Raw genomic sequence first — 25,601 nt, forward strand, 5'->3', positions numbered from 1 at the left:
TGGAGCTGGACACTGATCTAAGTGTGAAATTTTTATTTTTCTCTATATACTAAAAAAGCAAGGTCCGCGGACCTTGCTTTTTGTTTAGCAATCTTCAGGTGTTCCAGCATTCGTAGCTGTTTTGAAACTAGAACCGCAGCCGCATGATGCGATCGCGTTCGGGTTGTCGATTGTGAAGCCGCCGCCCATTAAAGACTGCTTATAGCTGATTTTGGTGCCATTCAGCACTGGAGCGCTGTCCTTATCAACAAGGATTTTTATGCCGTGCTGCTCCAGCTCAGTGTCGCCTTCTTCCACTTCATGGGCAAAACCCATGCCGTAAGATAGGCCGCTGCAGCCGCCGCCTTTAACAGAAACGCGAAGGAAAGCGTCTTCCGTCTCGTTTTGTTTCATCATATCTTTAACCTGCAATGCAGCTTCTTCAGTTAGAATCACAATATTATCCACGATAAAACCTCCTTGATCCCTTTATTAATAGTATACTCACACTCTTTCCAATCCTCAACCAATCAAGGCCGAAAAAGTATCTTATTCATTTTTTTCCGCCAGGGACCCAAATTACTTGGTATAATATACCCATAATCTAATAGGAAAAAAGGCAGGTGACGAAAATGACTCAAATAGAACCGCTCTATGATAAAAAATATCACTGTGAAATGTGCGAACAATCTTTTACCACTAAAAAAGTGCGTTCCCGCTTTGTGAAAGTCCTCCGTTTTGATACTGATTTCGCCCCTATTTATGCCGATGGTTTCGAAAACCCTAATTTTTATTATGTGAATGTCTGCCCGAATTGCGGCTACTCTTTTACCGATGATTTCAGCACTTATTTTCCCCCAGGCGGTAAACAGCTCATCCAGGATAAAATATGCAATCAATGGGCTCATCATGACTATGGAGATAAGCGAACAATCCAGGAAGCTATGAACACTTTCAAACTCGCAGCTTATAGCTCGACCCTAAAAAAAGAGAAACATATCGTTTCAGCCGGATTATACATAAGACTTGCCTGGCTTTATCGATCAATAGATAACCACGAACAGGAAATGCGTTTTTTAAAACTCGCCCTGAAGGAATATACTGAGTCGTACAGCACCGGAGACTATAAAGGAACTCAAGTCTCAGAGCTGCGGCTGATGTATCTGATTGGCGACCTCTCAAGAAGGATTGGCCAAACGCAGGATGCCGTCCGCTTTTTCTCAAAAGTAATCGAAAAGCAGAGGCAATCCGTAGAACCGCAAATAATCCAGCTGGCAAAAGACCGCTGGCAGGAAATGCGAGATGAGAAAGTCGTTTCGGGCAACTAAACTCTACCCTACTATGAAAAAGGCTGGCGATGGTTGAATACCAAGCCAGCCCTTTCTATATTAAAACATCGGATTCTCGTCCAAATATTGATAAACATTTTCTACTAGTTCTTCGGGAGTATCTCCCACTACTGGGTCCCCGTTTACAAGCGCAAACATGGACTGTGCGCATTTTCCGCAGTAACCAAGGCAACCGTATTCAATGACATCAAGGTCAGGGTCACGCTCCAGCTCCGCCCTTGCTTTTTGAGAACCGCTTGCTAGATTGCTGATGCAAAATTCAATGATTGGCTTAATCATTTGTTTCACCTCTCTACTAATTTTTAATCGTAACCTTTTTCTAGTAAATCGTCAATTTCCCGGGCTTACCGCATCCATAAAATTGTTGTTATTTTGTCACAATTTCGTTATACTTTTTATGGTGATTTATTGAGCATAAAAATATTGCAAAATAATTTCAAAAATGTATCCGTTTACGAGTTTAAAGAGCGAGCTGAAAAAACATCATTAACTGTCTCTGAAGAGGTTAAAAAGGGGAAATTCACATGAAGAATCTCGTTATCCTTGGCGGCGGCTATGGCGGCATGCGCGTCCTTAATAAATTGCTGCCAAATGACCTGCCGGAAGATGTATCAATTACGCTGATTGACCGTGTTCCATACCACTGTTTAAAAACAGAATACTATGCCCTGGCTGCAGGCACGATTTCTGACCAGCATATCCGGGTGGCATTTCCTGAGCATCCCCGCCTTCAGGTAAAATATGCGGAAGTAACAGCCATCAACCTTGAGGATCAGAAGGTTGAGCTCCAGGGTGATGAGTTTGTTCAATATGATGACCTTATTATTGGTCTCGGCTGTGAAGATAAATATCACAATGTCCCAGGAGCTGACAAGTTCACATACAGCATCCAATCAATTGAAAAGTCCCGTGCGACTTACCAGGCCCTTAACAATTTGCCAGCAGGTTCAACCGTTGCAATCGTCGGTGCAGGATTAAGTGGTGTTGAGCTTGCGAGTGAATTGGCTGAAAGCCGCAAAGATTTGAAAATAAAGCTTTTTGACCGTGGCAACCATATCCTCTCTGCCTTCTCTGAACGGCTGAGCACGTATGTGGAGAATTGGTTCGACAATCACAATGTTGAAATCATCAACAACGCGAATATCACGGAAGTCCAGAAAAACGTTCTATATAACCACGACGAGCCGATCGTGTGTGATGCGATCGTGTGGACAGCCGGCATCCAGGCGAATCGACTTGTCCGCGAGATGGACGTTGAAAAAGACAGCATGGGCCGTGCAGTGGTAACTCCACAACATAATCTGCCAGGCTATGAAAAGGTTTATATAGTCGGCGACTGCGCAAGCCTTCCGCACGCACCAAGTGCGCAGCTTGCAGAAGGCCAGGCAGAACAGATCGTCCAGGTTCTGCAAAAACGCTGGAAAGGCGAAGAACCACCTGAATCATTCCCAGCGATCAAGCTGAAAGGCGTCATTGGTTCACTCGGCAAAAAGCACGGCTTCGGACTAGTCGCCGAACGCCCGATTACCGGCCGCGTCGCACGCCTGCTGAAATCAGGGATTTTGTGGATGTATAAGTATCATAATGGATGATGATTTAAAAACCGGGCGCTTTGCCCGGTTTTTTATCTTCACAACTGGTAAACTTTTTTCACTTCACAACTGGTAAAAACCAATGAAATTTTCCAGTTCGCCAATAAAATTGTGAAAACCGCCAATAAAAATTGATTTTCGCCAATATATTTTTAAAATCGCCAATAAAATAAAAAAATCGCCAATAAAGTTGTGAACTCCGCCAATAAAAGCAAATCTTCTTCATTCAGTACTGACCTGTAACGTAAAGTTCTCCACTAATCCATCAAATAATACCAACAAAATAAAAAAAGCACTCCAAATTGGAATGCTTTAAGCTGGAACGTACCCATATTTCTCTAATTCTGCGTAAATTGTTTTCAATTTCGGGTTTCCTTCACCGACGATCTTGCCTTCGAGCAGGACGACAGGGTAGAACATGTCTTCTTCGATTACTTTTTCGGCGAATTCCTTTTTATCTTCCTCTGCTGGAGGATTATGGATATCGACATAAACAATTTTGAATGGCTGGTCTGCATATTTGCGGCTGATCGCGGCTTCAAGCCATTCATACGTTTCTTTTGAGGATGGCAGGTTCACACAGCTTGGACATAACACTTCTGCACCGTAAACGACGATTTCTACCTCTTTACGTTCCATTATCAATTACCCCCTGTTATTTTCTTTTATTTTACTATACGATGAAAAAGATGCATAAGGAAAAAACTGTGTTCACTGGTTTTTCGGTTTTATTGGATAGATTTTTCCGGCCGATAAGATTATAATAAGTATTATGAAAGGAGTCGATTTGCATGACTGAACAGCAAATGTTTGAGCAAGTACAGGAAGTATTAGATAAATTGCGCCCATTCCTTCTTCGCGATGGTGGAGACTGCGAACTAGTTGATATTGAGGATGGCATTGTTAAACTTCGCCTGCTGGGTGCATGCGGTAGCTGCCCGAGCTCCACAATCACGCTTAAAGCTGGAATTGAACGCGCACTTTTAGAAGAAGTACCTGGTGTTGTTGAGGTTGAACAGGTATTCTAATTAACCAATAATAAAGCGGTTTTGCCAACTTAGGCAAAACCGCTTTTTTTAAGTTTTTTTGAAATATCCACGGACCGATTCTCAAACAATCTTCATCTAAATGATGACCTGCATCCTTCCGTATCAATCTGCAAACTGAAGACCTCCAACCCAATTAGATGCTGCCTCAATTTTTCCGCTACTGATTCCCCCTTACCTGGTTCAGCCAGACACATAATTGATGGCCCCGCTCCGCTCAATGCAACTCCGAATGCTCCTGATAGTATGGCTTTTTCCTCCACATTTTCAAAAAAAGGCACAAGTGCTTTCCTATACGGCTGATGGAACAGATCCGCAGCCATCATCTTACCAGCGAGGGGCCAATTCTGTGTCATCAGGGCAGCAAGCAGTTGATTAGCTACTGCACTTGCCTGGACACTTCGCTGAAAATCGACCACTGCCGGCAGGACATCACGTGACGTTTCTGTCAGCAACTCCTTATTAGGTACTATTAGAATCGGGTCAAAATGAATTTGGTCAAGAACGGTTAAATCGACCTCATTTCCGATTTGGCTGCCAACTACGACGCCTCCAAACAGGCTTGCACCGGCATTATCAGGATGGCCTTCAAACATGGTGGCGGCTGCCAGTTTTTTATAACGTGTCATTTGTAAGCCACAGAATTCATTCGCCAGTTCCACTCCCGCGACAATCGCTGCCGCACTGGAACCAAGCCCTCTCGCAAGCGGGATCTCGCTTTTCACTGTGATATGGAGCGAAGGCATTACTTGCTTGTACATTTCAGCTGTTTTCACAGCAATCTGGCAAATGAAGTTTTTTTCATCATCAGGAAAACTTGTTAATGAATCAGATAAAGGTGTAACCTTCCATTTGTCGCTTTGTTCAGCCTGGACTTCCATGTAGAGGTTCAGGGCGACGCCTAGCGAGTCAAAACCTGGTCCCAGGTTCGCTGAGCTGGCTGGAACTTTTATGGTCAAGACTTGCCCTCTCGCGATTCCAGCAGCTAGTCGTTTCTCGCTCCCAGCTGCAAATGGTTCCCCGACCCCCTTCATTGCCGGACCACTCCCCTGATATAGTCGCTGACGATACTCTCGTCATTTGGAAGCAGCACTGGTGAAATTGAGCTGATGTCAATCGCAGTTGAAGGATCTTTCAGTCCATTGCCGGTCAGCACGGCAACTATTCTGGATCCAGAAGGAATTTCGCCTCGCTGTATAAGTTTATGGATACCCGCAAGCGAGGCGCAGGACCCTGGCTCAGCGAAGATTCCCTCCGTGCTCGCCAGCTTGCTGTATGCTTGTAAAATCTCGTCATCTGACACAAAATCGATTTTCCCTTCTGATTCGTCACGGGCTGCGACGGCCAGGTCCCAGCTTGCCGGGTTGCCAATGCGGATTGCCGTTGCGATGGTTTCCGGCTGTTCAATCGGCTGCCCCTTGACTATCGCGGCCGCCCCTTCTGCCTCAAAACCGAACATCCGAGGCAAACCAGTGCCCTTACTGGAATCGTATTCTTTAAATCCTTTCCAATAGGCGCTGATATTGCCGGCATTCCCCACCGGGATCGCGAGGATGTCAGGTGCCCCGCCCAATTGGTCACAAATTTCAAATGCTGCCGTTTTTTGTCCTTCAAGCCGATAAGGATTGACTGAATTCACGAGGGTCACCGGTTCGGTTTCACTGATTGTCCTGACCATTTTTAATGCTTCATCGAAGTTTCCTTCAATCGAAACGATGTTAGCGCCATTCATCACGGCCTGCGCCAGTTTACCCATCGCGATTTTCCCATCAGGAATGACGACTATGCATCTTAGTCCTGCCCTTGCTGCGTAAGCAGCCGCGGAGGCGGATGTATTGCCTGTTGAGGCGCAGATCACAGTGTCACTGCCCGCCTCCTTAGCTTTGGCGACCGCCATGACCATCCCTCTGTCTTTGAATGAGCCAGTAGGATTTACTCCTTCTACTTTTACATATAAATCGACTCCCCACTCCTCTGACAGCTGGTCAAGCCTGATCAGCGGGGTATTGCCCTCATGTAGGGTGAGCAATGGTGTCTCTGCATTAACGGGCAAGTATTCACGGTATTCACTTAACAGCCCACGCCACCTCATGCTCCAGCACTTCCTTCGACCCTGTATGAGCTTTTGACATCCTTCACAAACTTTAGGTCACGCAGCTCCATTAAAATATTCTGGTAATCCTTTAGGGAGGCTTGATGAGTTACGACTACAATCTCCGCAAGCTCCTTTTCCTTCAACGGCATCTGGAGGATTTTCTCAAAGCTGACATTATGGCTTGCGAAAAGAGAGGTGATTTTTGAGAATACACCGACTTCGTCATGTACGTGGAGACGCAGGAAATGCTTTGAGTTCACTTCACCATCATCCTTAAGCTGTTTCTCATACTGCGGAGTGATAAATGAACTGCCGTTTACTCCAAGGCGCATGTTTTTGACGACACCAACCAGGTCTGAGACTACAGCAGTGGCAGTTGGCAAGCTTCCCGCTCCAGGACCATAAAACATTGTCTCTCCGACAGCTTCTCCATACACATACACCGCATTGTACTCATTATTGACAGACGCAAGCGGGTGCGATGATGGCAGCAATGCTGGCTCAACGCACACCTCGACTTTATCGCCTTCACGAACGGCGATGCCGAGCAGTTTCATCGTATACCCCAGCTGCTTTCCGTATTGCAGGTCCTCTTCGGTTACAGAAGTTATCCCTTTCACTTTGACATCATCAAGATCAATCTTCATTGAAAACCCTAGTGATGCCATGATCGCCATTTTTCGAGCAGCGTCCAGTCCTTCTACGTCAGATGCAGGGTTCGCCTCCGCGTACCCGAGCTGCTGCGCTTCCTTTAAGACGCTATCATATGCCAGTCCCTCCTGGCTCATTTTCGTTAAAATATAGTTTGTAGTGCCATTCACAATCCCCATCATCTTTGTGATCCTGTCAGACGCAAGCCCTTCCACCAGACTGCGCAGGATTGGAATTCCTCCGGCGACACTCGCTTCAAAAAAGAGGTCGCAGCCATTTTCATTGGCCACTGTTAAAAGCTCGGAACCGTGGACGGCCATCAAATCCTTGTTTGCCGTCACAATATTTTTTTTGCTCCTCAATGCCTGAATCAGGTGTTCTCGAGTGTCTTCAATCCCGCCCATAACCTCGATTACCACTTCAATCTCCGGGTCTTCCATAATATCAGCTGGATTCACCGTCAGGAGAGATGGGTCCACTTTTACCGACCTTTCTTTTTCAACATCCTGAACTAGGATTTTTTTCACTTTAATCGGGCACCCAACCTGGTGCATCAATTTATCCTGGTGATTTTCAATGATCCTGACCACACCTGACCCTACTGTTCCCAAACCTAGAAGTCCAACCGAGATTGCCTGCATTTTCTTTTCCCCTCTCTTTGTGTCTATTTCAAATGTACATTTGTTTTTGTATAGTAGACATTATAAATACCCTAAACAGCTTTTACAAGGAATATTTAGGGAGATCTTCCTGTGTAAACGCTTAATCATATGTGGCTCTAAGTGTAAAAAATTATAAAAATTTTGACTATAATAAAAGTTTTTCCATATTAAAAAATCCTTCCCGTTCATAAGGGAAGGATTTGTAGATTATTGGAGCAATTCTCTGTTAACAATTGTCTTTGGGCTGTCACCTGTCAGGACGGATTTAACATTTGCGACGCACAGCTTGATCATGGTTGTCCTGGTTTCGGTGCTTGCGCTGCCAATGTGCGGGATTGCAGTTACGTTTGGCAGTTCCAGCAGCGGATGGTCAGCGGAAATTGGCTCTTTTTCAAAGACGTCGAGTCCTGCAGCAGCAATCTCACCATTTTTAAGCGCACCATATAAAGCCTGCTCGTCCACAACCGGGCCGCGGCCTGCATTGATGAAAATTGCGCTTTTTTTCATTTTTGCAAAGACATCGGCGGTAAAAAGATTTCTCGTTTCGGGCGTTAACGGTGCCAGTGACACTACAAAATCAGATTTCGCTACAAGATCTTCAAAAGAACTGTAGACAGCGCCCAGTTCTTTTTCAGCATCATGTTTTCGGGAGCGGTTATGATAAAGGATCTCCATTCCAAACCCTTTGGCCCTGCGTGCGACCGCTTCACCGATTTTACCCATGCCGACAATCCCGATTGTCTTCCCATAAACATCATGTCCGGCAAGCAGGTACGGACTCCAGCCTCCCCACTTGCCAGCCTTTATATATTCAGCCGCTTCGACAATCCGTCTAGCGGATGCCATCAACAAGGAAAAGGTGAGGTCAGCTGTCGTCTCCGTCAACACATCCGGCGTGTTCGTGACAATGATTCCACGCTTAGTCGCTGCTTCCAGGTCAATATTATCAAAGCCAACTGCCAGATTAGCGACCACTTTCAGGTTTTCACCTGCAGACAGTACTTCCTCATCGACTTTGTCGGATAGCATCGTGATTAAGCCACTGGCTTTTTCGGCTTCTTTTAAAATAACTTCCCTTGGGGCAGGTACATCTTCATGATCCCACATTTTTACATCAAAAAGCTCTGTGAGATCGGCAATCGTTTCTTCAGGCAATTTCCTGGTGATATAAACATAGGGTTTCATTGTCTTTCTCCTTTTGAAAGCGTTTAATATAATAGAATAATTTTATTCTATCACAATTTACACTTTCTTTACCGAGAAAAGCTTCGACTAACGTAATAACCAATCGACTGGGGGAAGTTTCGCAGCTTTTACCGGTGCCTCACTAAGATGATAAAAATGGCTTAGGAACCGCTCATGGTCACTGCTTTGATTCAAATACTTCCGCAAGCGGTCTTCAAGCTGGCGCTTCGTCTGTTCCGATTGTGTTATATAGTAATTTTCGACTGTCTCATAATAGTGGAGCGGGAACAGCAATCTCGCGTAAAGCAGCCTCCACGAAAACGGCGAAAGCACGGTCATTGATTGGTATTCTGCCAGGAAGTTCTTGATTTCTGGCTGGCTCGTCTGGATGTTGGCAAAATAACGATCCCTGACCCATTCAGCGAGATCCCGGCTACCGTGATCAAATACCCATTCAAAAGGATTTTTGACAAAATAAGTTCCTCTCCAGACCGTATTAGTAAAGCGCTCATGGCAAACAGTGCCATGGTCAATCTTTGTCGGCTTATCATCAATCTCAGTATCAGCGAGGTATTGAATGGCATTTTCGGATAACCCCATGTAATACGGAAAAGATTCCATGAACAGCTTTTCAAAATCGTTCTCTGGTTCGGTGTAAAGCTTTCCGCTCCACACCTTCTCCATCTGGTCAAGCCGCTTTTCCCAGAGCTGTTTCCACTGTCCAACCCTGTTCATGCTTTCAACTTTGAAGGGGATTTGCCGGCCCCTTGCATGGAACTTGGCCAGCTTCCTGCCTGTTCTTAATTTTTCAGGCATAGGGACTGCTCGGTTCATCAACACACAGTATTTCCTCCCCTCCCATTCACAAATTTGTTTTCCTTCCTTATCCGCGAGCAGCCTTGAGACATTCCGATCCCCAGCTGTTTGCATATGGTCAGCAATCCTCGCCAGCTCGCTTATTTCTTGCTCCTTTACACCATTAGCGTCCATAATTAAATAAAGCCCTTCATTATGCTTATATCCATGATATCTTCCAAGAGATACTTCTGAATCTGCAGAAATCCCATATACTTCTTTTAACATCTTTTGAAACATATTAGCACCTCATTTCCAAGCCACTCTTTTACAAATATATGTTTTGGATTGTAAAACTTGAATGAACATTACAATGAATAAGCGGCTTCATTAGGGAAATGATTTAAAGGAATGAATTCTTTCACTAAAACGGATTAAGCGGAATATTTTAGGTTAAATAGGATAAAGAGTATCAGTATGATTATGCTGCAATCAAAAATAGAAAGGTGATGCAGATGTTAGAAAAGAAACGCGCCATCCATATGACAGAGGAAACTGCCCGTAAGTGGCTCCATGAACGCGGAGTTGAAATAGAAGATATCGCCGACCTCGTCTATTTCCTGCAGGAAAAGTACCACCCAAACCTGCAGATGGAGGATTGTATCGAAAACGTTGAACGAGTCCTATCCAAGCGTGAGGTCCAGAATGCGATTTTGACTGGAATCCAGCTGGATATCCTCGCTGAACAAAAGAAGCTTGGCGAACCGCTCCAATCCATTATAGAAACAGACGAAAGCTTATACGGCGTTGATGAAATCCTCGCATTCTCCATTGTGAATATATATGGCTCAATCGGTTTTACCAATTATGGATACATTGATAAAGCGAAACCAGGAATCCTGGATAGGCTTAATGATAAAGAAGCATCAGGCAAGTGTCACACTTTCCTTGATGATATCGTCGGAGCAGTCGCTGCAGCAGCATCAAGCCGCCTTGCACATAGAGCGGCCAACGTAGAAGATTAAAAGAAAAGCGGAGGCGACTGTCCAACTCCGACAAGCGCTGGAGGGCCTGACAGTGAAGTCGCTCTTTGACTTCATTGGCAGGACCGAAGCGTCTCGAGGAGTTAGGAGCCGCAGCTGGACATAAAAAAAAGGCGGAGGCGACTTGGTCAGCCACGGCAAGAGCAAGAATAGAAAAAAGGACTTGATGCCTTCAACGGCTCAAGTCCCTCTTTATCTTATCTATTTAAACTTCCCAATCGTCCAGCGAATCCACTGTATACGTTGGCATTTCTTCATACCCTTTCAGCAGTTCCCTAGTAGTTACACCAGTGTGGACGAGAAGTGTGTCCATCCCTGCTCTCATCCCTGCGAGGATGTCGGTATCATAGTAATCCCCGACCATCAGTGTTTCTTCTTTTGCTGTTCCGAGCACCTTTAATGCCTGTTCCATAATCACAGATTCCGGCTTCCCGATAAAAATAGGGTCTGTTTGTGTGGATACTGCAATCACGGAAGTCAACGAACCGTTGCCCGGCAGCAGGCCCCGTTCAGTCGGAATTGCGATATCCCCATTTGTCGATATGAAGGTCGCTCCATTCCTGACCGCAAGGCAGCCGACAGCCAGTTTTTCATATGTAATGCCGCGATCGATTCCTGAAACAACAAAATCAGCGTCTTCCCCGGCAAATGTCAGTCCTTTTTCCTGGATCGCTGTCTGGATCCCCTCTTCGCCAATCACATATACAGTCGCATCCTGGTTTTGCTCATAAATATAGTTGGCTGTTGCCTGGCTTGTTGTGAAAACCTGCTCCTCAGTCGTTGGAATATCAAAGCTGCACAGTTTTTCCGCCACTTGCGCGGGCGTGCGTGATGAGTTATTTGTAACGAATAAGTACGGAATTTCAGCCACAATCAGCCTTTTTATAAAATCAGAAGCTGCTTCGATTCGTTCTGATCCCCGGTACATTGTCCCATCCAAATCAATTAAATACCCTTTATATTTTTTCATAATAATCACTCCTAACTATATCGTTCCCATGTCGTTCAAAAACGAATACTCCCATTTTATATAAGCCAGGCAATGAGTGCAAAGGACAAAGCTCACAATTTTAAAGCCAATGCTTCTCGTCCAGTTCCGAATTCCTAGACAAGAACAGAAAAGAGACCGCAGTTTAACGGTCTCCTCTGTCACGGTTTACTTTTTAAAAGCGGATACTGGCCCTAATTCATTCGTTAAGTACTCTTTCACTTTTACTGAAAAAAGCTTGAGATGAGGAAGCTCGGATTTGAAGGTTTCAATCAGGCTGGCATGGTCCACGGCAGTGTACTGCTGAACGAGCATTTTCCTGAACAGGACGATTTTTTTCAACCCAGCGCTCATATCCTGTGTAACAACTTTTTCATCATCCAAAATATCAATGATGTCTTCATAGCTTCCCGGGTCGCGCATGATGAAGCCATCGATCATCGCATTGCCCACATCCAGCACGGCTTCAACCATCGTATGTGCTGCACGCTCGAGGGCTGATTTTTCCATTGGCGTTTCCCATGGTCCATTGCTTTCAAAAAAGTCGATTTGTCTGTCTAAAAACTGTAATGTTTCTTCGATTTGATCTCTGTCGACAAAGTACATTCATTATCACCTCATAAAGATGCTAGACGGTTTTCAGTAATCCAGGACGGGCATAAAAATAACCTTGTGCCAGTTCAACCTTGTTCCGTGAGAGAACCGATGCTTCATGCTCATTTTCGATTCCTTCCGCAATGACGGTGGACCCCGCTTCCCTCGCTACAAGCAACAGACCTTTCAGCATTGACTCCTTCACAGAGTTTTTATCAATATTTTCAATGACAGAACGGTCGATCTTGATGACATCCGGCATGATTTCACTGATGGTATTCAAGCTGGCATACCCTGCTCCAGTATCATCAACCGCTATTTTCATTCCCATTCCTCTTAACACCTTTATATTATAGATAAAATTCTCAATTCCCTCAATCGAGTCCCTCTCGGTAATTTCAAGAGTGATCTGATTTGGCTGGATAGTCTCATATGATTGCATCATGTTTTTCAGGTCCCGGACGAATCGGGAATTCCCGAGCGTAATCGGCGTAAAGTTGATGAAGATGTCATCCAGGCAGCCAGTCGAAGTGATTTGGTCCAGCGTTTTTCTCAATACGATCATTTCCAGGTCATAGAGCATATTCGTCTGCCTCGCAACTGAAAAAAGCTGCAATGGACTCTCAAGCGCAGTGCCCTCCGGCCCTCTCGTGAGCATCTCCCAGGCCCTGATTTCCTTAGTCGCGACGTCTATGATAGGCTGTGCTAAAAGCTTAATATTTTGCTGCGCAATAATTCTTTTCATTTCATAAACCATTTCATTGAATTCGGTTTGGATTCGTTTTTCAGCCATCGCAAAGGCTTGCTGATGTGCCTTTAAGACTGCTCCGTGAACGGAATCCACCGATTTATCGATAAAAATAAACCCTGTATCGAAGATAGGCTGGACAGTTGGATACTCTTGAAAAATCCTGCTCTCCGCTTCCCTAAGGATTTTCTTCATTTTTACATCAATTTCAGAGATACAGTACCTGTTATGGTCAATCCGCATGAACAGGCTCAGACTGTCGCTATAATAATCATGAAGGACAATCATGTCCTCTTTATCGATTTCATTTTCAATCACGCTTTTAAAATGCCGTTTCAAAGCCTTATGAAACTTCCAGCTCTCCTCACCAAGCTGCGAAGCAAGTTCCTGGTGATTCTTGATCGTGTATGCAATAACAGCAACTTCAAAGCCACTATTAAAAGCTTTCTTTACCCCTGAAACGACAGGGTTCCGCAAAATGAACTGCGGAGGGTAATAACATATCGTTGAATGCGGCAACATTATTTTTCCCCAACCAAGCAGGTTGTCTAATATGCTAGTAACACGGCGGGCCATAGGTTTCAATCCTCTCAGAAGATGACTAGAACTTTTTATTAATTGTACCATATTTAGCTAAAATAGACCTTTTTTCCTAGATAGTTATTTCGAAATATTTTTACTTCTTTTTTATGGTGAAAATGTGGTTAAAGGGCAGCGGCCATTGATGTGAGCTGAGGATGAATTTTGGATATTGGTTTTATAAGCTGACGTGATTTTAAGTTGATTTTGCCAGGTTTTCCGCTTTTCCTTCCAACCTGTCATGATTCCGGCTTTTTCTTGACAGCTTTTTTTACTTTCCTCTCAAACCTGTCACGATTCTGGGCTTTTCTTGACAGCTTTTTTCACTTTCCCCTCAAACCTGTCACGATTCTGGGCTTTTCTTGACAGCTTTTTTCACTTTCCCCTCAAACCTGTCACGATTCTGGGCTTTTCTTGACAGCTTTTTTTGTTTCCACCTCAAACCTGTCATGATTCCGAGCTTTTCTTGACAGCTTTTCTGCTTTTGCCTTCAAACCTGTCACGATTCCGAGCTTTTCTTGACAGCTTTTCTGCTTTTGCCTTCAAACCTGTCACGATTCCGAGCTTTTCTTGACAGCTTTTTTTGTTTCCCCCTCAACCCTGTCATGATTCCGAGCTTTTCTTGACAACTTTCCTTCTCTCGCGACCAAAGCTGTCCAAATATGTTGCTACTTCTGACAGCTTTACCCCGTCTCCCTTTAAACCTGTCGGAAATTTTCTCGACGTGTATAATTTTTCTCCACTAAGGCAAAGTTCGAAAAGATAAATTTAGAAATAAAAGTTTTTCTGGTAAGATTGATGTTGAGTGAGAATGCTGTCGAAAATGGAGGAGAGACATTTGGAACGCGAATTGGCACTTGAGATCGTCAGAGTTACGGAGGCTGCTGCGCTGGCATCTGCTCAGTGGATGGGCCGCGGCAAGAAAAATGAGGCGGATGATGCAGCCACAACGGCAATGCGCAAGATGTTCGATTCAGTCAATATGGATGGAATTGTCGTCATTGGTGAAGGGGAATTGGATGAGGCTCCGATGCTTTACATCGGAGAAAGGCTGGGCACAAGGATGGGGCCGAAAGTGGATATCGCGGTGGACCCGCTGGAGGGGACGAATATCGTCGCCAAGGGGCATAATAATGCCATGGCCGTTATTGCAGTCGCAGATAAAGGCACCCTCCTCCATGCACCTGATATGTACATGCAGAAAATCGCGGTCGGTAAAAGTGCTGCTGGTAAAGTAAGTCTTGATGACCCAATTGAAAAGACGATTGAAATCGTTGCGGAAGCCAACAATAAACGAATCCAGGATCTAACTGTCATCATTCAGGAACGTGAACGCCACAATGATTTGATTGAGCGTGTAAGGCAAAAGGGAGCCAGAGTGAAGCTGTTTGGCGATGGCGACGTGGGTGCTTCGATTGCGACTGCTCTGCCGCATACAGGTGTCGATTTATTCGTGGGGACAGGCGGTGCGCCTGAGGGAGTCATTTCGGCTGCAGCTCTCAAGGCTCTAGGCGGTGATATGCAGGCAAGGCTTGTACCGCAAACACTGGAGGAAGAAGAACGTTGCATTGCAATGGGTTTGAAGGATCCAAGACAATTGCTGATGCTCGATGATCTTGTTTCTGGAGACGATGCGATTTTTGCTGCGACTGGAGTTTCAAGCGGTGAACTGCTCGACGGTGTACGTTTCCTCGGCGGGGACCTTGTTGAAACACACTCCATTGTCATGCGTTCCAAAACCAAAACGGTCCGTTATATTACAGCACACCATCATCTTGAACACAAGCCACACTTAGTGATGGTTTAGAAGAGATACATACTAAGGAGGATCACGATGACTGAACAATTTTTTTTATACGATGATACCGAAGAAACAAAAACGCGTTATGTAAGCTTTGTAGGTGAAAATCAGCGCTTTGACCTTGCCATTATGCAGACTGGGCGATACTACGGAAAAAGCATCGTGATGGATATCCAGGGAAGCCGCTTCGCCATCCTCGGCCAGGATGACCTTGCTGAAGAAGGATATCTGGAATTTGCCTACAATCTATCTGAAGAAGACGCGGAGGAACTTCGCTCATTCCTGCGACCTATTCTTTAAATCTGGAACGAACTGTTTGTTTGATTTGTCTTATCAAAGAAATACTAAGAAGACAACAAGCAAAGAAGGTGAGTTCATGAGCAAGGAAGACAGCGAAAAGTACTCTGATTTTTCGAATGTTGAAAAACAACGCAACTATGTATCGGCTGAAGACTATCCAGAGGGTCCATATGGATCTCCATTCCGGAAAGATGAGCCAGTAGAGGGCAAAAGCACTCCATGGCGTGAGGGACAGCGGAGTTACAGCAATTTCAACTACGAGTTCAAGTCCCTTCATCAGGGAACACCGCGTAAGGAAGCGGGTGCCCACCCAACCCATGATGACCCGAATGAAAGCGAACAGCCACCGTATAGCGATCAATAAGAAACAAGAAATGCTCCAATCATGATGATTGGAGCATTTCTTCTTTATTTATCCTGGTTTTGTTTCGCGACCTTTTTGGCTACAAAATAAGCGCAGCCAAAATTGCAATACTCATATAAGTACTCGCTGACGGTACTGATTTTCGTATCGAAAGTTGACTTCTGGTTTTGATCATCGAAAAAGCCTCTTAACCGAAGCTGTCCATATCCCCAGTCGCCAACAATATAGTCATATTTCGTTAAGATTTCGCTGTATCTGGCGCGAAAGGCTTCTTCATTAAAGCCCTCCCTGCTTTCGTCCACTATTTCATAACATAAATTATTGATGCAAATCATCGGTAGGTCCACCTCTTTTTCCGTAACGATCTGATTGTTCTCTGTCCAATGGCAAGGATAAAACCTTGCACTTTTCTTAATTATAACTTATTCCCCATCAATTACTAAGCAAAAAAAATAATTTCAGAGCCATTCTAATGATTAGGGGGTGTTTTAATTGAAAAAAGCAATAATGGCTCTTGGCATTTGTGGAACAGTGGCTATGACGGGATGTGCAGGCGGAGACGATAACGCCTCAACAGCCGGCCGGGATGGCGGAGCTGGAATTTACCAGCAAAGCGGGAATACATTGAATGCCAATAACCAGCGCCCAGAATTATACAATGAGAATGGGCGAGGATTCAATGATAAAAGCGAAGATTTCGGTTATGTGCGCCATCAAAAAACAGGAGTAATGGGCGCCGACGAGATGAATAGTGCGTACACAGCAATCGACCGCGAACAAATTGCAGATATGATCAGCAAGTTTAGTTTAATGGCACAGAATGTAGATGATGTGTCGACACTTGTAACCGACGAGGAAGTCCTGATTGTATACGAAACAGACTCTCAAGATCGTGACCAGACTGCGGACCAGGTGAAGCGAATGGCAATGTCAGTCGTACCGCGCTGGTTCCACGTGTACGTTTCGGATGACACAAGCCTTCGCAATGAGGTCGAGAACTTTGCCTCACTCGATACAGATAGCCGTGATGTTGATGAGTTAGTTGATGGAGTAGTCAAACAAATGCTTAAATCTCCTCAGGGCCGTGACATGACCTCTGGTGAAAATGCCAATGGTGAAGCAGAGGGCGAATTGAATGAAGAAACGGACAAAGACGATATTTCAAGACAGATGAAGCAAGGGAAATAATGAAAAGAGTTCAGCATATGGTGCTGAACTCTTTTTTAAAAGATAACGTTTTTTACGCCTGTTGAGCTTCCTGCTCTGCAAGCTGCTGTCTATGTTTTGCGGCTGAATTAACCTGCTCATCTGCATGATAGGATGAACGAACAAGTGGGCCTGCTTCGCAATGGCTGAAGCCTTTTTCAATCGCAATTTCCCTGAGCTCGGCAAACTCGTCTGGATGATAGTATTTCTGGACCTCAAGATGCTTCTTGGAAGGCTGCAGGTATTGACCAAGCGTAAGAATGTCCACATTGTTGGCACGCAAATCATCCATTGCTTCAATCAATTCTTCCTTCGTTTCGCCTAATCCAACCATGATACTGGATTTCGTCGGGATATCTGGCTGCATTTCTTTTGCACGACGCAGGAACTCAAGTGAACGCTCATAAGTTGCACGTGCACGGATTCTTGGCGTCAAGCGTTTAACCGTTTCAATATTGTGGTTCAGGATATCTGGACGTGCGTCCATAAGTGTTTTCAGGTTTTCCTCAACTCCGCCCATATCTGAAGGCAATACTTCAATTGAAGTGAATGGGTTTTTCTTGCGGATCGCTCTTACTGTCTCGGCAAAAACAGCTGCTCCCCCATCCTTCAGGTCATCCCGGGCAACGGCCGTTACTACGACATGCTTAAGGTTCATAAGTGTAACTGAATCCGCTACTCTTTCCGGCTCCTGCCAATCAAGCTCAGTAGGAAGACCAGTTTTTACAGCACAAAAACGGCATGCACGCGTACATACATCCCCAAGGATCATGAAGGTCGCGGTTCTTCTTACTGCCCAGCACTCGTGGATGTTCGGGCATTTTGCTTCTTCACATACAGTATGTAGATTTTTCTCGCGCATCATCTTTTTTAAGCCTGTATAGTTTTCATTCGTATTTAACTTTATTTTCAGCCAATCAGGCTTTCTCTGTACCTCTTTTTTGCTCATTATTTTCACTCCATTCCTGCTGCATTACATCAAGAACACCATGTAAAAATCAAGGCCAGTATACAGCTTCTGATGTCACTTTAACACAATGAAAAACTATCGACAAGTACGATAAATTTGCCATTACCATTATTTGATATTTATGAAAAATCCCCATCATCGCAAACTATAACAAGAAAAGCAGAAGCGCCTTGGTCAACCCCGACCAGCGCTGGAGGGCTGACCGGTGAAGTCTTTCTTTGACTTCATTGGGCTGACCGAAGCTTCTCGAGGGGTTAGGCGCTGGAGCTAGACATAGAAAAGCGGCTGCGCTAGCTTTTAAAATATGAAGCGTTGCCGCTCGAAATTAAAGGAGCTAAATCATGAAGGGAGGATTACGGTGAAATTCCTTAAAGCAGTTATCGTTCTTTTTTTACTATCCCCAGTCCTGTTCATGGATAAAGCAACTGCAGCTGAACAGGGACAAGAAGATGTTTATAAAAAAAGGATGGAACTCTATACCAAAGTAGAAGCTGTTACCCAGATCCCCTGGTACTATATTGCCGCGGTGGACCAATATGAGCGGAATGTCCGCCAAGCAAGAAAAGATCTGCCCAAAGCTGAAGGGGTTGCCGGGGTATATTTCAAGCCGGAAGAGTGGGCTGGACTTCTGAACCCTAATCTTGAGGATGACAATCCCGTATCCATTCAATTTTTCAATGGTATTGGATTCGATGGGAACGGTGATGGCAAAGCAAGCTTAAAGGATGACGAGGACGTACTCCAGGCTTTTGCTCAATACTTGCTATCATATGGGACCGATCATGAGAATTTAAAAATTGGGCTTTGGAATTACTATAAGCGTGACAAAACAGTTGGGATCATCATTGGAAAAGCGATGATTTACAAGCATTTTGGCCGGTTAGATCTTGATACACATGTATTTCCTATGCCACTCCGGAGTAACCATAGCTATAACAATACATGGGGAGACGTTCGTGGCTGGGGCGGCAGGCGGATTCATGAAGGAACCGATATTTTCGCTGGCTATGGAGTTCCTGTACGCGCGACAGGATTCGGAATCGTTGAAATGAAGGGCTGGAACAAGTATGGCGGATGGCGGGTCGGAATCCGCGATATCAATAATACTTACCATTACTACGCCCACTTGAGCGGCTTTGCAAAAGACCTCAAGGTAGGGCAAATAGTCGAGCCTGGAACCGTGATCGGCGGTGTCGGCAGCTCGGGGTATGGGCCTCCAGGAACAAGCGGAAAATTCCCTCCCCATCTGCATTACGGAATGTATAAGGACAACGGCTATACTGAATGGTCATTTGACCCATATCCACATCTGAAATTGTGGGCCAGGCAGGAAAGAGCAAGGCTGAAGAAATAAGCATGAATAAAAAGCGAAAGCGACTCGAGGGGCTGGACGCTGGAGCTGGATTAAGATCTACGTTTATTTATCCACAAATAAAAAAATTATAATATCCTAAAAAAGTAAAAAGGCCAACCATTCCGGTTGGCCTTCCCATTTTATGAACGGGCTTTCCTTACTGCGTGAATGACGCTCGCTGCAAGTCCTCCCCAGATAATTACCACACCTACAACCATCATTACTAATGCACTAAGATCCATTATTTTGAAACCCCCTTGTCTTGTGGAATTTCGTATAGCGTTTTATCCCATTTCTTCGCGTAGGTGAAAAGGAATCCGACGACAATGGCACCAATTGCTACAAGCCAGCCTGAGTATACATTAAACATAACTGGGTAGCCGCCGTAGCTAGTTTTAATATCTGTAAGGATATTCATTACCATCATGATCCCCAGGACTACTGGTGTGATGTATTTCAAGGAAATATTCCACCAGCTTCCAAGGCGAATGTCAGAAATGCCATCAGCATGCGCACGCAGGCTGTCAAGTTCCTTGGCAACCCAGGCAATGAATACTACCTGTACAAGTCCAGCAAGAGCAACACCATAGTTATTGATGAACGCATCCGCTGAATCCAGGAAGTTCAAGCCGCCCTGTGTTGCAAACAGGATTGAAATCAACGCAGATAGACCGCCGCCGATTGCAACAGCCTTTGTACGGGAAACATTGAATTTGTCCTGTACGCCGGCTACATAAGTCTCAACGATTGAAATCAATGAAGACAGTCCAGCCAATGTCAAGCTGACGAAGAATAACACTCCGAACGCTGCACTGAACGCTGGCAATTCATTAATGATCTGCGGGAATACCGCAAATGCAAGGATGACACCTTTACTCACAACCTCTTCAATTGGCTTACCTGACTCCATTGCCATAAAGCCCAATGCCGCGAATACTCCGATACCAGCAAGCAACTCGAAAGAAGAGTTAGCAAACGCAGTAATGAATGCGTTGTTAGTGATATCAGATTTCTTTGGAAGGTAACTTGAATAAGTAATCATGATTGCAAAAGCAATGGATAAACTGAAGAAAATCTGTCCATAAGCAGCTACCCATACCTTACCATTCAGGATCTGGCTCCAGTCTGGCTTGAAAAATGCATTAACGCCATCAATTGCTCCATCTAGAGTTAAAGCGCGAACAACGATAACCATGAATAAAATAACAAGTGCAGGAATAAAAATTTTGTTCGCTACTTCAATACCTTTCTTGACTCCCTTGAACAAGATACCAAGAGTGATTACCCATACAATGACTAATGGAAGGAACACACCAGGTACGATACTTCCAACAGTGCCAGCGTCAACTACTTTTAAGTAATCGCCGATAAGGAAACTTGTCGGGTCATCCCCCCACTGCTTGCTGAGCGAGAAATAAGCGTAAGACATTGCCCAGGCAATGATGACTGCATAGTACGTCGAGATGACGAATGAAACAGCAACCTGCCACCAGCCGATCCATTCAGATTTTTTATTGAACCTTGCAAAACTTAGCGGTGCAGAACCACGATACTTATGACCGAGTGTGAACTCCAGAATCAGGATTGGAATACCAGCCGTCAAGAGTGCGAATAAGTATGGGAAGAAGAATGCTCCACCGCCATTCTCATAAGCTACTCCCGGGAAGCGCCAAATATTTCCCAACCCGACTGCCGATCCTACTGCGGCAAGAATGAATCCTGCCCTCGTTCCCCACTGTGGACGATTTTCCATTTTTAATCCCCCTCGCCTTCTAATTATCTGGAAAATGTTGATAATTAGAAAGTTTTATATTTTCAGATTATTTAGTCTAGGAATAGTATAGCTAGTTTTTAATTGCTTGTCAAAATATTATTTCGGTCATAATAAAAATATTCCTAAAAAGTTTTCCCAACTATACCAACACCCCTATTAATTGGGATTCTATTCCCACTTTTTTAAAAATATGAAAAGGCTGTCTGATATTCAGACAGCCTTTAACATTATTCTGCAAGATTTTCTTTTAGAACTTCTTCCTGGTTTGTCTTGCTTCCGAATATGAAAGCAAAAGCAACAAGCAGGATTGCCACTACCGCAAGAGCTGTCAGAGTGCTTCCTGTGAAACCAATGATCAAGAATCCAACAGAAGAAATCGCAGCGGAAATCAAAGCGTATGGCAGCTGGGTCATGACATGGTCTAAGTGGTGTGAACCAGCCCCTGTTGATGAAAGGATCGTAGTATCGGATATTGGTGAACAGTGGTCACCAAAAACCGCGCCCGCCAATACTGCTGCTAATGCTGGCAGCATGAGGTTGATATCAGCTGCAGCAGCGATATCCCCGGCAATTGGAAGCAGGATGCCGAATGATCCCCATGAAGTTCCTGTTGAGAAAGCCATGATTCCAGCTACGAGGAATAGCAGGAACGGCAGGAATGAGATATTAATATTAGAGCTTTCAACAATACCAGCGAGATACTTGCCAGTTTCAAGTCTTCCAATCAAATCAACAATCACCCATGCGAAGACCAGGATATAGATAGCCGGGAGCATTGACTTAATGCCCTCAACAATTCCTTTGCCAAAAACATTGGCATTGACGCCTTTTAACACTACTGCCTGCCTTGCAAACAGAATCAGTGCAACAGCCAGGCCGAGCAAACCGCCAGTAACAAGAGACTTCGTTACATCTGTGTTTTCGAAGATCGCTAAGATTGTAACATTGCCTTCCACAGCGCTTGCCCCAGTCCAAATCATCATGCCTACAGTTCCAGCGATAAGGGCTACAATCGGCCATACAAGGTCTCCAACTGTCCCTTTTGTGCTTGTAGGAAGGTCATCCTTCAGTTCGCCCGGTACAGGCTTGTCCTGTGGAACGACGATTCCTTCAGTAATCGCACGTTCTTCATGCTTTTTCATAGGTCCAATTTCGATATTTCGAAGAGCTACGATAAAGACCATCGCTAACGCTGCAAGTGCGTAAAAGTTCATTGGCGCCATTTGCATGAACGCTGAAAACGCCGTATATTCGCTAACTCCATGAGCAGCGAGGATGGTACCAATCAAAGCAATAATATAAGCACCCCAGCTCGAAATCGGTGAGATGACACAGACAGGTGCAGAAGTAGAGTCAATCAAGTAAGCAAGCTTCGCACGAGAAACCTTCTGGCGGTCTGTGATCGGGCGTGTGATTTGACCGACTGCCAGAGCATTGAAATAATCATCAATGAAAATAACAACTCCTAAAAATGCGCCAACAAGCTGTGCTCCGACTCTTGTTTTTACACGTTTCATCGCCCATTCGCCAAACGCACGGCTTCCGCCTGAAATGGAAATGAACGCTGTGATTGTACCCAATAATAATAAGAATAGGATGATGTACAGGCTATATGTGTTCAGTTCGCCATCTGCGACAACAATCCCCTTGATCGCGTCCCACATAATAGCAAATGTTTCTGCGACATTAAATTCAGCGAGCAAAAAAGCTGCTGCGATGATGCCTGTCCCCAAAGACAGTAGCACCCGTCTTGTGATCACTACCATTAAGATTGCCACTAATGGCGGCAGCAATGAAAAAATTGTGTTCTCCATTCTTTCTTTCTCCTCCTTGTTTTTGACAGGGGGAAACTTTTACATGAAAAGAGTTGTAGCTACTTTTTAAAAATAAATAAAAAAGGGCAACGATAGAGAACATTCTATCGCTGCCCTTAATAAGCAACTAGTGTCTCCATCACGATCTGTAGCTCCCCATTATGGATATACCTCCATAATGACAGTGATACTCCTGTTCAAAGTATCCCCAGCAATAAAAAATGTGACTCACTAATTATTGCTTCGGCAAAATTCCCTTTTAGCTGTGATCAACGTTGTCATCCTCACACAGCTTACTCTTGAATCCTGCGCCTCTACCCCATCGGAATGATGTGGTTTATTATTCAATTGATTTTATAATATAACAATATCGCTAACTTGACAACTGTTTTTATTGCCCAGGCTGGCCAGGAACCTGAATAGCAGGTGGTACGACTCCTCCGCCGCCATTATAAAATTGAGGTACCTTTCCAGGGTAGTAGAAGCTGCCAATCGGAATATTTTCCTGTACAGTCGCTATTTCCGTCGCAAACGGAATAATAATCTGCACATTGACTTTTACCCTGACCGAAACATTGATCAGCGTATTGTTGATTCCGTGCTCTTCTGTATCCCAGACAACGTCAGCAGTTACGTCACCAATCGCGTTGAACTTCACAGGAACTCTCGGGCCCATATTACCAAGGAGTGCATTATTGGTGGCCTGGCCCAATGGAACGTAATAAATGATTCCTGCTTCCCTGTCCTCTTCATCGGTGACAAGCTCGACATCTGTCAGCATCTCGAGTGAGGTGAGATTCCCTCTTTCCGCTTCTTTTAAGTTCATTTGCACAATATTTGTTGTTTCTGCTTTCACCCTATTGATGATTTCGGTATTGAATTTCACTACAGTAGTCGTTCCGCCATCCACCGGAACAAATTCAATTACTTTATCAATATCCATCCCATTGGCAATCTTCTTATTGATCGCCTTATTGATTACAAGCGTAGCGATTTTTCTAGTCTGGGATTCTGCATATTTCATTAATGTGGGCTCGAGCCCTTTATCTATGATCCACAATCCTCCTGCTGTTGAAAAGGAAAAAAAGACGAATGTCAGCAGGAATACATACCTGAAAGGCAAAGGCCCTTTTCGAGGCAGCCGCCGACCGAATTTTGCCAAAACAAATCCCCCCTCTAAAGCTATATGTATGCTTCAAAGGGGGGAACTAGCCTAAAAAGTATTTAAAGTTGTACCTGCAAATCTGGAAAAATTAATAATTAGCCGCGTACTCATACTTAATAATCGTATCACAGCTGACAATCATCAGGGATAAGTTCGATTGCAAATCAAGCTGGTATGGATCTACTTTTCGGCCGCTTTCCTCGAGAATACGGACAACAGGGCGCTCACTCAAGCCAGGATTCTGCTCGGCCACTACTCCCTTTCGCCCATCGTTTAACATAACGGTAAGGCCGACCGGATATATCGCCACCGCTCTTCGGAAGGCATCGACTACCTTTGGATCAAACAGGCTGCCTGAACCCGAATAGAGGATTTCAAGACCCTCATGTGGAAGCATCGCTGGCCGATATACACGATTAGAAGTAACGGCGTCAAAAACATCAGCCACACCAAGTATCTTTCCGAATAAGTGGATTTCGTCCTCTTTCAATCCACGTGGATATCCTGCACCATTCAAGCGTTCGTGATGCTGATAGGCACAATGAGCCACTATTAGCGGAACGGTCGGGATATTCCTGAGCATCTGAAAGCCATCTTCAGCGTGTGCCTTTATGACTTGGAACTCTTCCGCAGTCAGCTTGCCTGGTTTTGATAAAATTTCTTCTGGAACCTTCATTTTTCCAACATCATGTAAAATCGCACCGAGCCCCAGTTGCTCAAGCTCTTTAGGAGTCAACTTCATTTCGATGCCAATCGCCAGGGCATATAAAGTAACATTCAAAGAATGAGAAAAAATATAGTGGTCATGCAGAAACACATCCGAAAGCAAGTTCAACAGCTCTTTACTCCTTTGAAGTTCATCAAGCAAAGCACTGATCAGCTTCTTGAATTTCCTCGCGGATTTTTCCAGCACAAAGGTTTGTGAAAGCTTCGAATCCAGCTGAATTTGCTTAAATGTATCCCCAATCGTCATAATTGCATTGACGCGCAATTCATCTGATATGGAATTTCTCACAATGATATCGTCTGTATCAGGGTCTTTGATATAAATATAATCAATACCAAACTCTTCAAGTCGGCTAAGGATTTTGCCTTCGAGCCTTGCGCCTACATTTAAAAGAACCTGGCCCTTGTCATTATAGATGGCTTTTCCGAGTAAAGCCCCTTCCTCTACCGAAGTGGTGGCTACGAGTCTCATGTCAATTCCCACTTTATCTGTTAGTTGGTGGTGGCTATTTTCGGCAAAAGTTTTTGAAAAAAGCCATAAAAAAAGAAAATTTTACATAAAACGACAATATTTTCTTATATTCTATCACAATAATTATAAGATTGGTGATACCTTTTGTATTTTTAAGTTGGGAAAAAAGCAGTTCAACTAATATATCGGATAGCTCCATTGATTCTTAACAATTGCCACAATAAGTTCACATGATAACTGGAAAAGCGCAAGCACCTTGGTCAGCCCCGACATGCGCTGGAGGGCCTGACAGTGAAGTCGTTCTTTGACTTCATTGGGCGGACCGAAGCGACTCGAGCAGCTAGGTGCT

General features: G+C 44.5%; 27 protein-coding genes and 1 riboswitch. Of the genes, 9 read left to right on the forward strand and 18 right to left on the reverse strand.

Annotated elements, in window-relative coordinates:
• Window positions 1–84: 84 nt before the first annotated feature.
• A complete protein-coding gene (locus CD004_RS19085) occupies window positions 85–447 on the reverse strand; it encodes a HesB/IscA family protein (protein ID WP_102264197.1) in 363 nt (120 codons plus the stop codon).
• 164 nt (window positions 448–611) lie between these two features.
• On the opposite strand from CD004_RS19085, the gene CD004_RS19090 reads away from it, so the two are divergent.
• On the forward strand, window positions 612–1,307 hold the full coding sequence (locus CD004_RS19090; protein ID WP_102264198.1) for a DUF2225 domain-containing protein: 696 nt from the start codon (window positions 612–614) through the stop codon (window positions 1,305–1,307).
• A gap of 60 nt (window positions 1,308–1,367) precedes the next feature.
• Here the strand turns inward: CD004_RS19090 and CD004_RS19095 are convergent, their stop codons facing one another.
• Window positions 1,368–1,607 (reverse strand): YuzB family protein, encoded by a 240-nt coding sequence (locus tag CD004_RS19095; protein ID WP_102264199.1) that lies wholly within the window; start codon window positions 1,605–1,607, stop codon window positions 1,368–1,370.
• A 245-nt stretch (window positions 1,608–1,852) separates the two neighbouring features.
• Between CD004_RS19095 and CD004_RS19100 the strand changes: the two genes are divergently transcribed.
• A complete protein-coding gene (locus CD004_RS19100; RefSeq protein ID WP_102264200.1) occupies window positions 1,853–2,920 on the forward strand; it encodes an NAD(P)/FAD-dependent oxidoreductase in 1,068 nt (355 codons plus the stop codon).
• A 312-nt stretch (window positions 2,921–3,232) separates the two neighbouring features.
• Here the strand turns inward: CD004_RS19100 and CD004_RS19105 are convergent, their stop codons facing one another.
• Window positions 3,233–3,559 carry a YuzD family protein gene (locus CD004_RS19105; RefSeq protein WP_102264201.1) on the reverse strand — a complete coding sequence of 109 codons (327 nt, stop codon included), beginning with the start codon at window positions 3,557–3,559 and terminating at the stop codon, window positions 3,233–3,235.
• Window positions 3,560–3,711: 152 nt separating this feature from the next.
• On the opposite strand from CD004_RS19105, the gene CD004_RS19110 reads away from it, so the two are divergent.
• Window positions 3,712–3,948 (forward strand): NifU family protein, encoded by a 237-nt coding sequence (locus CD004_RS19110; protein ID WP_041966137.1) that lies wholly within the window; start codon window positions 3,712–3,714, stop codon window positions 3,946–3,948.
• Window positions 3,949–4,040: 92 nt separating this feature from the next.
• On the opposite strand, the gene thrB is transcribed toward CD004_RS19110, so the two are convergent.
• The 5 genes from thrB to yutH all read right to left on the reverse strand — a co-directional run bounded on the left by thrB (window position 4,041) and on the right by yutH (window position 9,654).
• Window positions 4,041–5,000: a homoserine kinase gene (gene thrB / locus CD004_RS19115; RefSeq protein WP_233434890.1), complete on the reverse strand. Its 960-nt coding sequence runs from the start codon at window positions 4,998–5,000 to the stop codon at window positions 4,041–4,043.
• Window positions 4,997–6,058, reverse strand: coding sequence for a threonine synthase (gene thrC, locus CD004_RS19120; protein ID WP_102264202.1), 1,062 nt, complete (start codon window positions 6,056–6,058; stop codon window positions 4,997–4,999). The genes thrB and thrC overlap by 4 nt, the downstream gene beginning before the upstream one ends.
• Window positions 6,055–7,353, reverse strand: coding sequence for a homoserine dehydrogenase (locus tag CD004_RS19125; RefSeq protein ID WP_102264203.1), 1,299 nt, complete (start codon window positions 7,351–7,353; stop codon window positions 6,055–6,057). The genes thrC and CD004_RS19125 overlap by 4 nt, the downstream gene beginning before the upstream one ends.
• A 228-nt stretch (window positions 7,354–7,581) precedes the next feature.
• Window positions 7,582–8,559, reverse strand: coding sequence for a 2-hydroxyacid dehydrogenase (locus tag CD004_RS19130; RefSeq protein WP_102264204.1), 978 nt, complete (start codon window positions 8,557–8,559; stop codon window positions 7,582–7,584).
• Between the two features lie 87 nt (window positions 8,560–8,646).
• On the reverse strand, window positions 8,647–9,654 hold the full coding sequence (yutH, locus tag CD004_RS19135; RefSeq protein ID WP_102264205.1) for a spore coat putative kinase YutH: 1,008 nt from the start codon (window positions 9,652–9,654) through the stop codon (window positions 8,647–8,649).
• Window positions 9,655–9,869: 215 nt separating this feature from the next.
• Here yutH and CD004_RS19140 point away from each other — a divergent pair, with 215 nt between their 5' ends.
• Complete coding sequence (locus tag CD004_RS19140) at window positions 9,870–10,379, forward strand: phosphatidylglycerophosphatase A family protein (protein ID WP_102264206.1); 510 nt, start codon at window positions 9,870–9,872, stop codon at window positions 10,377–10,379.
• A gap of 223 nt (window positions 10,380–10,602) precedes the next feature.
• Here CD004_RS19140 and CD004_RS19145 read toward each other — a convergent pair whose 3' ends face one another.
• From CD004_RS19145 to CD004_RS19155, 3 genes are all read right to left on the reverse strand, one after another.
• Complete coding sequence (locus CD004_RS19145) at window positions 10,603–11,367, reverse strand: TIGR01457 family HAD-type hydrolase (RefSeq protein WP_102264207.1); 765 nt, start codon at window positions 11,365–11,367, stop codon at window positions 10,603–10,605.
• Between the two features lie 186 nt (window positions 11,368–11,553).
• Complete coding sequence (locus CD004_RS19150; protein WP_102264208.1) at window positions 11,554–11,991, reverse strand: DUF86 domain-containing protein; 438 nt, start codon at window positions 11,989–11,991, stop codon at window positions 11,554–11,556.
• Window positions 11,992–12,013: 22 nt separating this feature from the next.
• Window positions 12,014–13,249 (reverse strand): EAL domain-containing protein, encoded by a 1,236-nt coding sequence (locus CD004_RS19155; RefSeq protein ID WP_233434891.1) that lies wholly within the window; start codon window positions 13,247–13,249, stop codon window positions 12,014–12,016.
• A gap of 895 nt (window positions 13,250–14,144) precedes the next feature.
• Between CD004_RS19155 and glpX the strand changes: the two genes are divergently transcribed.
• From glpX to CD004_RS19170, 3 genes are all read left to right on the forward strand, one after another.
• Window positions 14,145–15,113 (forward strand): class II fructose-bisphosphatase, encoded by a 969-nt coding sequence (gene glpX, locus CD004_RS19160; RefSeq protein ID WP_102264210.1) that lies wholly within the window; start codon window positions 14,145–14,147, stop codon window positions 15,111–15,113.
• 27 nt (window positions 15,114–15,140) lie between these two features.
• Complete coding sequence (locus CD004_RS19165) at window positions 15,141–15,407, forward strand: DUF3055 domain-containing protein (protein WP_102264211.1); 267 nt, start codon at window positions 15,141–15,143, stop codon at window positions 15,405–15,407.
• Between the two features lie 76 nt (window positions 15,408–15,483).
• Window positions 15,484–15,771 (forward strand): cytosolic protein, encoded by a 288-nt coding sequence (locus CD004_RS19170; protein ID WP_102264212.1) that lies wholly within the window; start codon window positions 15,484–15,486, stop codon window positions 15,769–15,771.
• A 44-nt stretch (window positions 15,772–15,815) separates the two neighbouring features.
• Here the strand turns inward: CD004_RS19170 and CD004_RS19175 are convergent, their stop codons facing one another.
• Window positions 15,816–16,106: a YutD family protein gene (locus CD004_RS19175; RefSeq protein ID WP_102264213.1), complete on the reverse strand. Its 291-nt coding sequence runs from the start codon at window positions 16,104–16,106 to the stop codon at window positions 15,816–15,818.
• Window positions 16,107–16,263: 157 nt separating this feature from the next.
• Between CD004_RS19175 and CD004_RS19180 the strand changes: the two genes are divergently transcribed.
• On the forward strand, window positions 16,264–16,959 hold the full coding sequence (locus CD004_RS19180; RefSeq protein WP_102264214.1) for a YhcN/YlaJ family sporulation lipoprotein: 696 nt from the start codon (window positions 16,264–16,266) through the stop codon (window positions 16,957–16,959).
• Window positions 16,960–17,011: 52 nt separating this feature from the next.
• Here the strand turns inward: CD004_RS19180 and lipA are convergent, their stop codons facing one another.
• A complete protein-coding gene (gene lipA, locus CD004_RS19185; RefSeq protein ID WP_170030007.1) occupies window positions 17,012–17,926 on the reverse strand; it encodes a lipoyl synthase in 915 nt (304 codons plus the stop codon).
• Between the two features lie 433 nt (window positions 17,927–18,359).
• Here lipA and CD004_RS19190 point away from each other — a divergent pair, with 433 nt between their 5' ends.
• Entirely contained in the window at window positions 18,360–19,301 is a 942-nt protein-coding gene (locus tag CD004_RS19190) for a M23 family metallopeptidase (protein WP_102265173.1), read from the forward strand.
• A 140-nt stretch (window positions 19,302–19,441) separates the two neighbouring features.
• Here the strand turns inward: CD004_RS19190 and CD004_RS23910 are convergent, their stop codons facing one another.
• The 5 genes from CD004_RS23910 to CD004_RS19210 all read right to left on the reverse strand — a co-directional run bounded on the left by CD004_RS23910 (window position 19,442) and on the right by CD004_RS19210 (window position 25,252).
• Entirely contained in the window at window positions 19,442–19,543 is a 102-nt protein-coding gene (locus tag CD004_RS23910) for a methionine/alanine import family NSS transporter small subunit (protein WP_158651599.1), read from the reverse strand.
• Window positions 19,543–21,054 (reverse strand): sodium-dependent transporter, encoded by a 1,512-nt coding sequence (locus CD004_RS19195; RefSeq protein ID WP_102264215.1) that lies wholly within the window; start codon window positions 21,052–21,054, stop codon window positions 19,543–19,545. Before CD004_RS19195 ends, CD004_RS23910 begins: the two co-directional genes overlap by 1 nt.
• Window positions 21,055–21,302: 248 nt before the next feature.
• Complete coding sequence (locus tag CD004_RS19200; RefSeq protein ID WP_102264216.1) at window positions 21,303–22,889, reverse strand: Na+/H+ antiporter NhaC family protein; 1,587 nt, start codon at window positions 22,887–22,889, stop codon at window positions 21,303–21,305.
• 141 nt (window positions 22,890–23,030) lie between these two features.
• Window positions 23,031–23,214, reverse strand: a riboswitch (Lysine riboswitch).
• Between the two features lie 66 nt (window positions 23,215–23,280).
• Window positions 23,281–24,051: a sporulation protein YunB gene (yunB, locus tag CD004_RS19205; RefSeq protein ID WP_102264217.1), complete on the reverse strand. Its 771-nt coding sequence runs from the start codon at window positions 24,049–24,051 to the stop codon at window positions 23,281–23,283.
• 91 nt (window positions 24,052–24,142) lie between these two features.
• Entirely contained in the window at window positions 24,143–25,252 is a 1,110-nt protein-coding gene (locus tag CD004_RS19210) for an HD-GYP domain-containing protein (RefSeq protein WP_102264218.1), read from the reverse strand.
• Between the last annotated feature and the right edge of the window lie 349 nt (window positions 25,253–25,601).

Origin of the sequence: Mesobacillus jeotgali (assembly GCF_002874535.1) — a bacterium.
Classification (GTDB): Bacteria; Bacillota; Bacilli; order Bacillales; family Cytobacillaceae; genus Mesobacillus; species Mesobacillus jeotgali.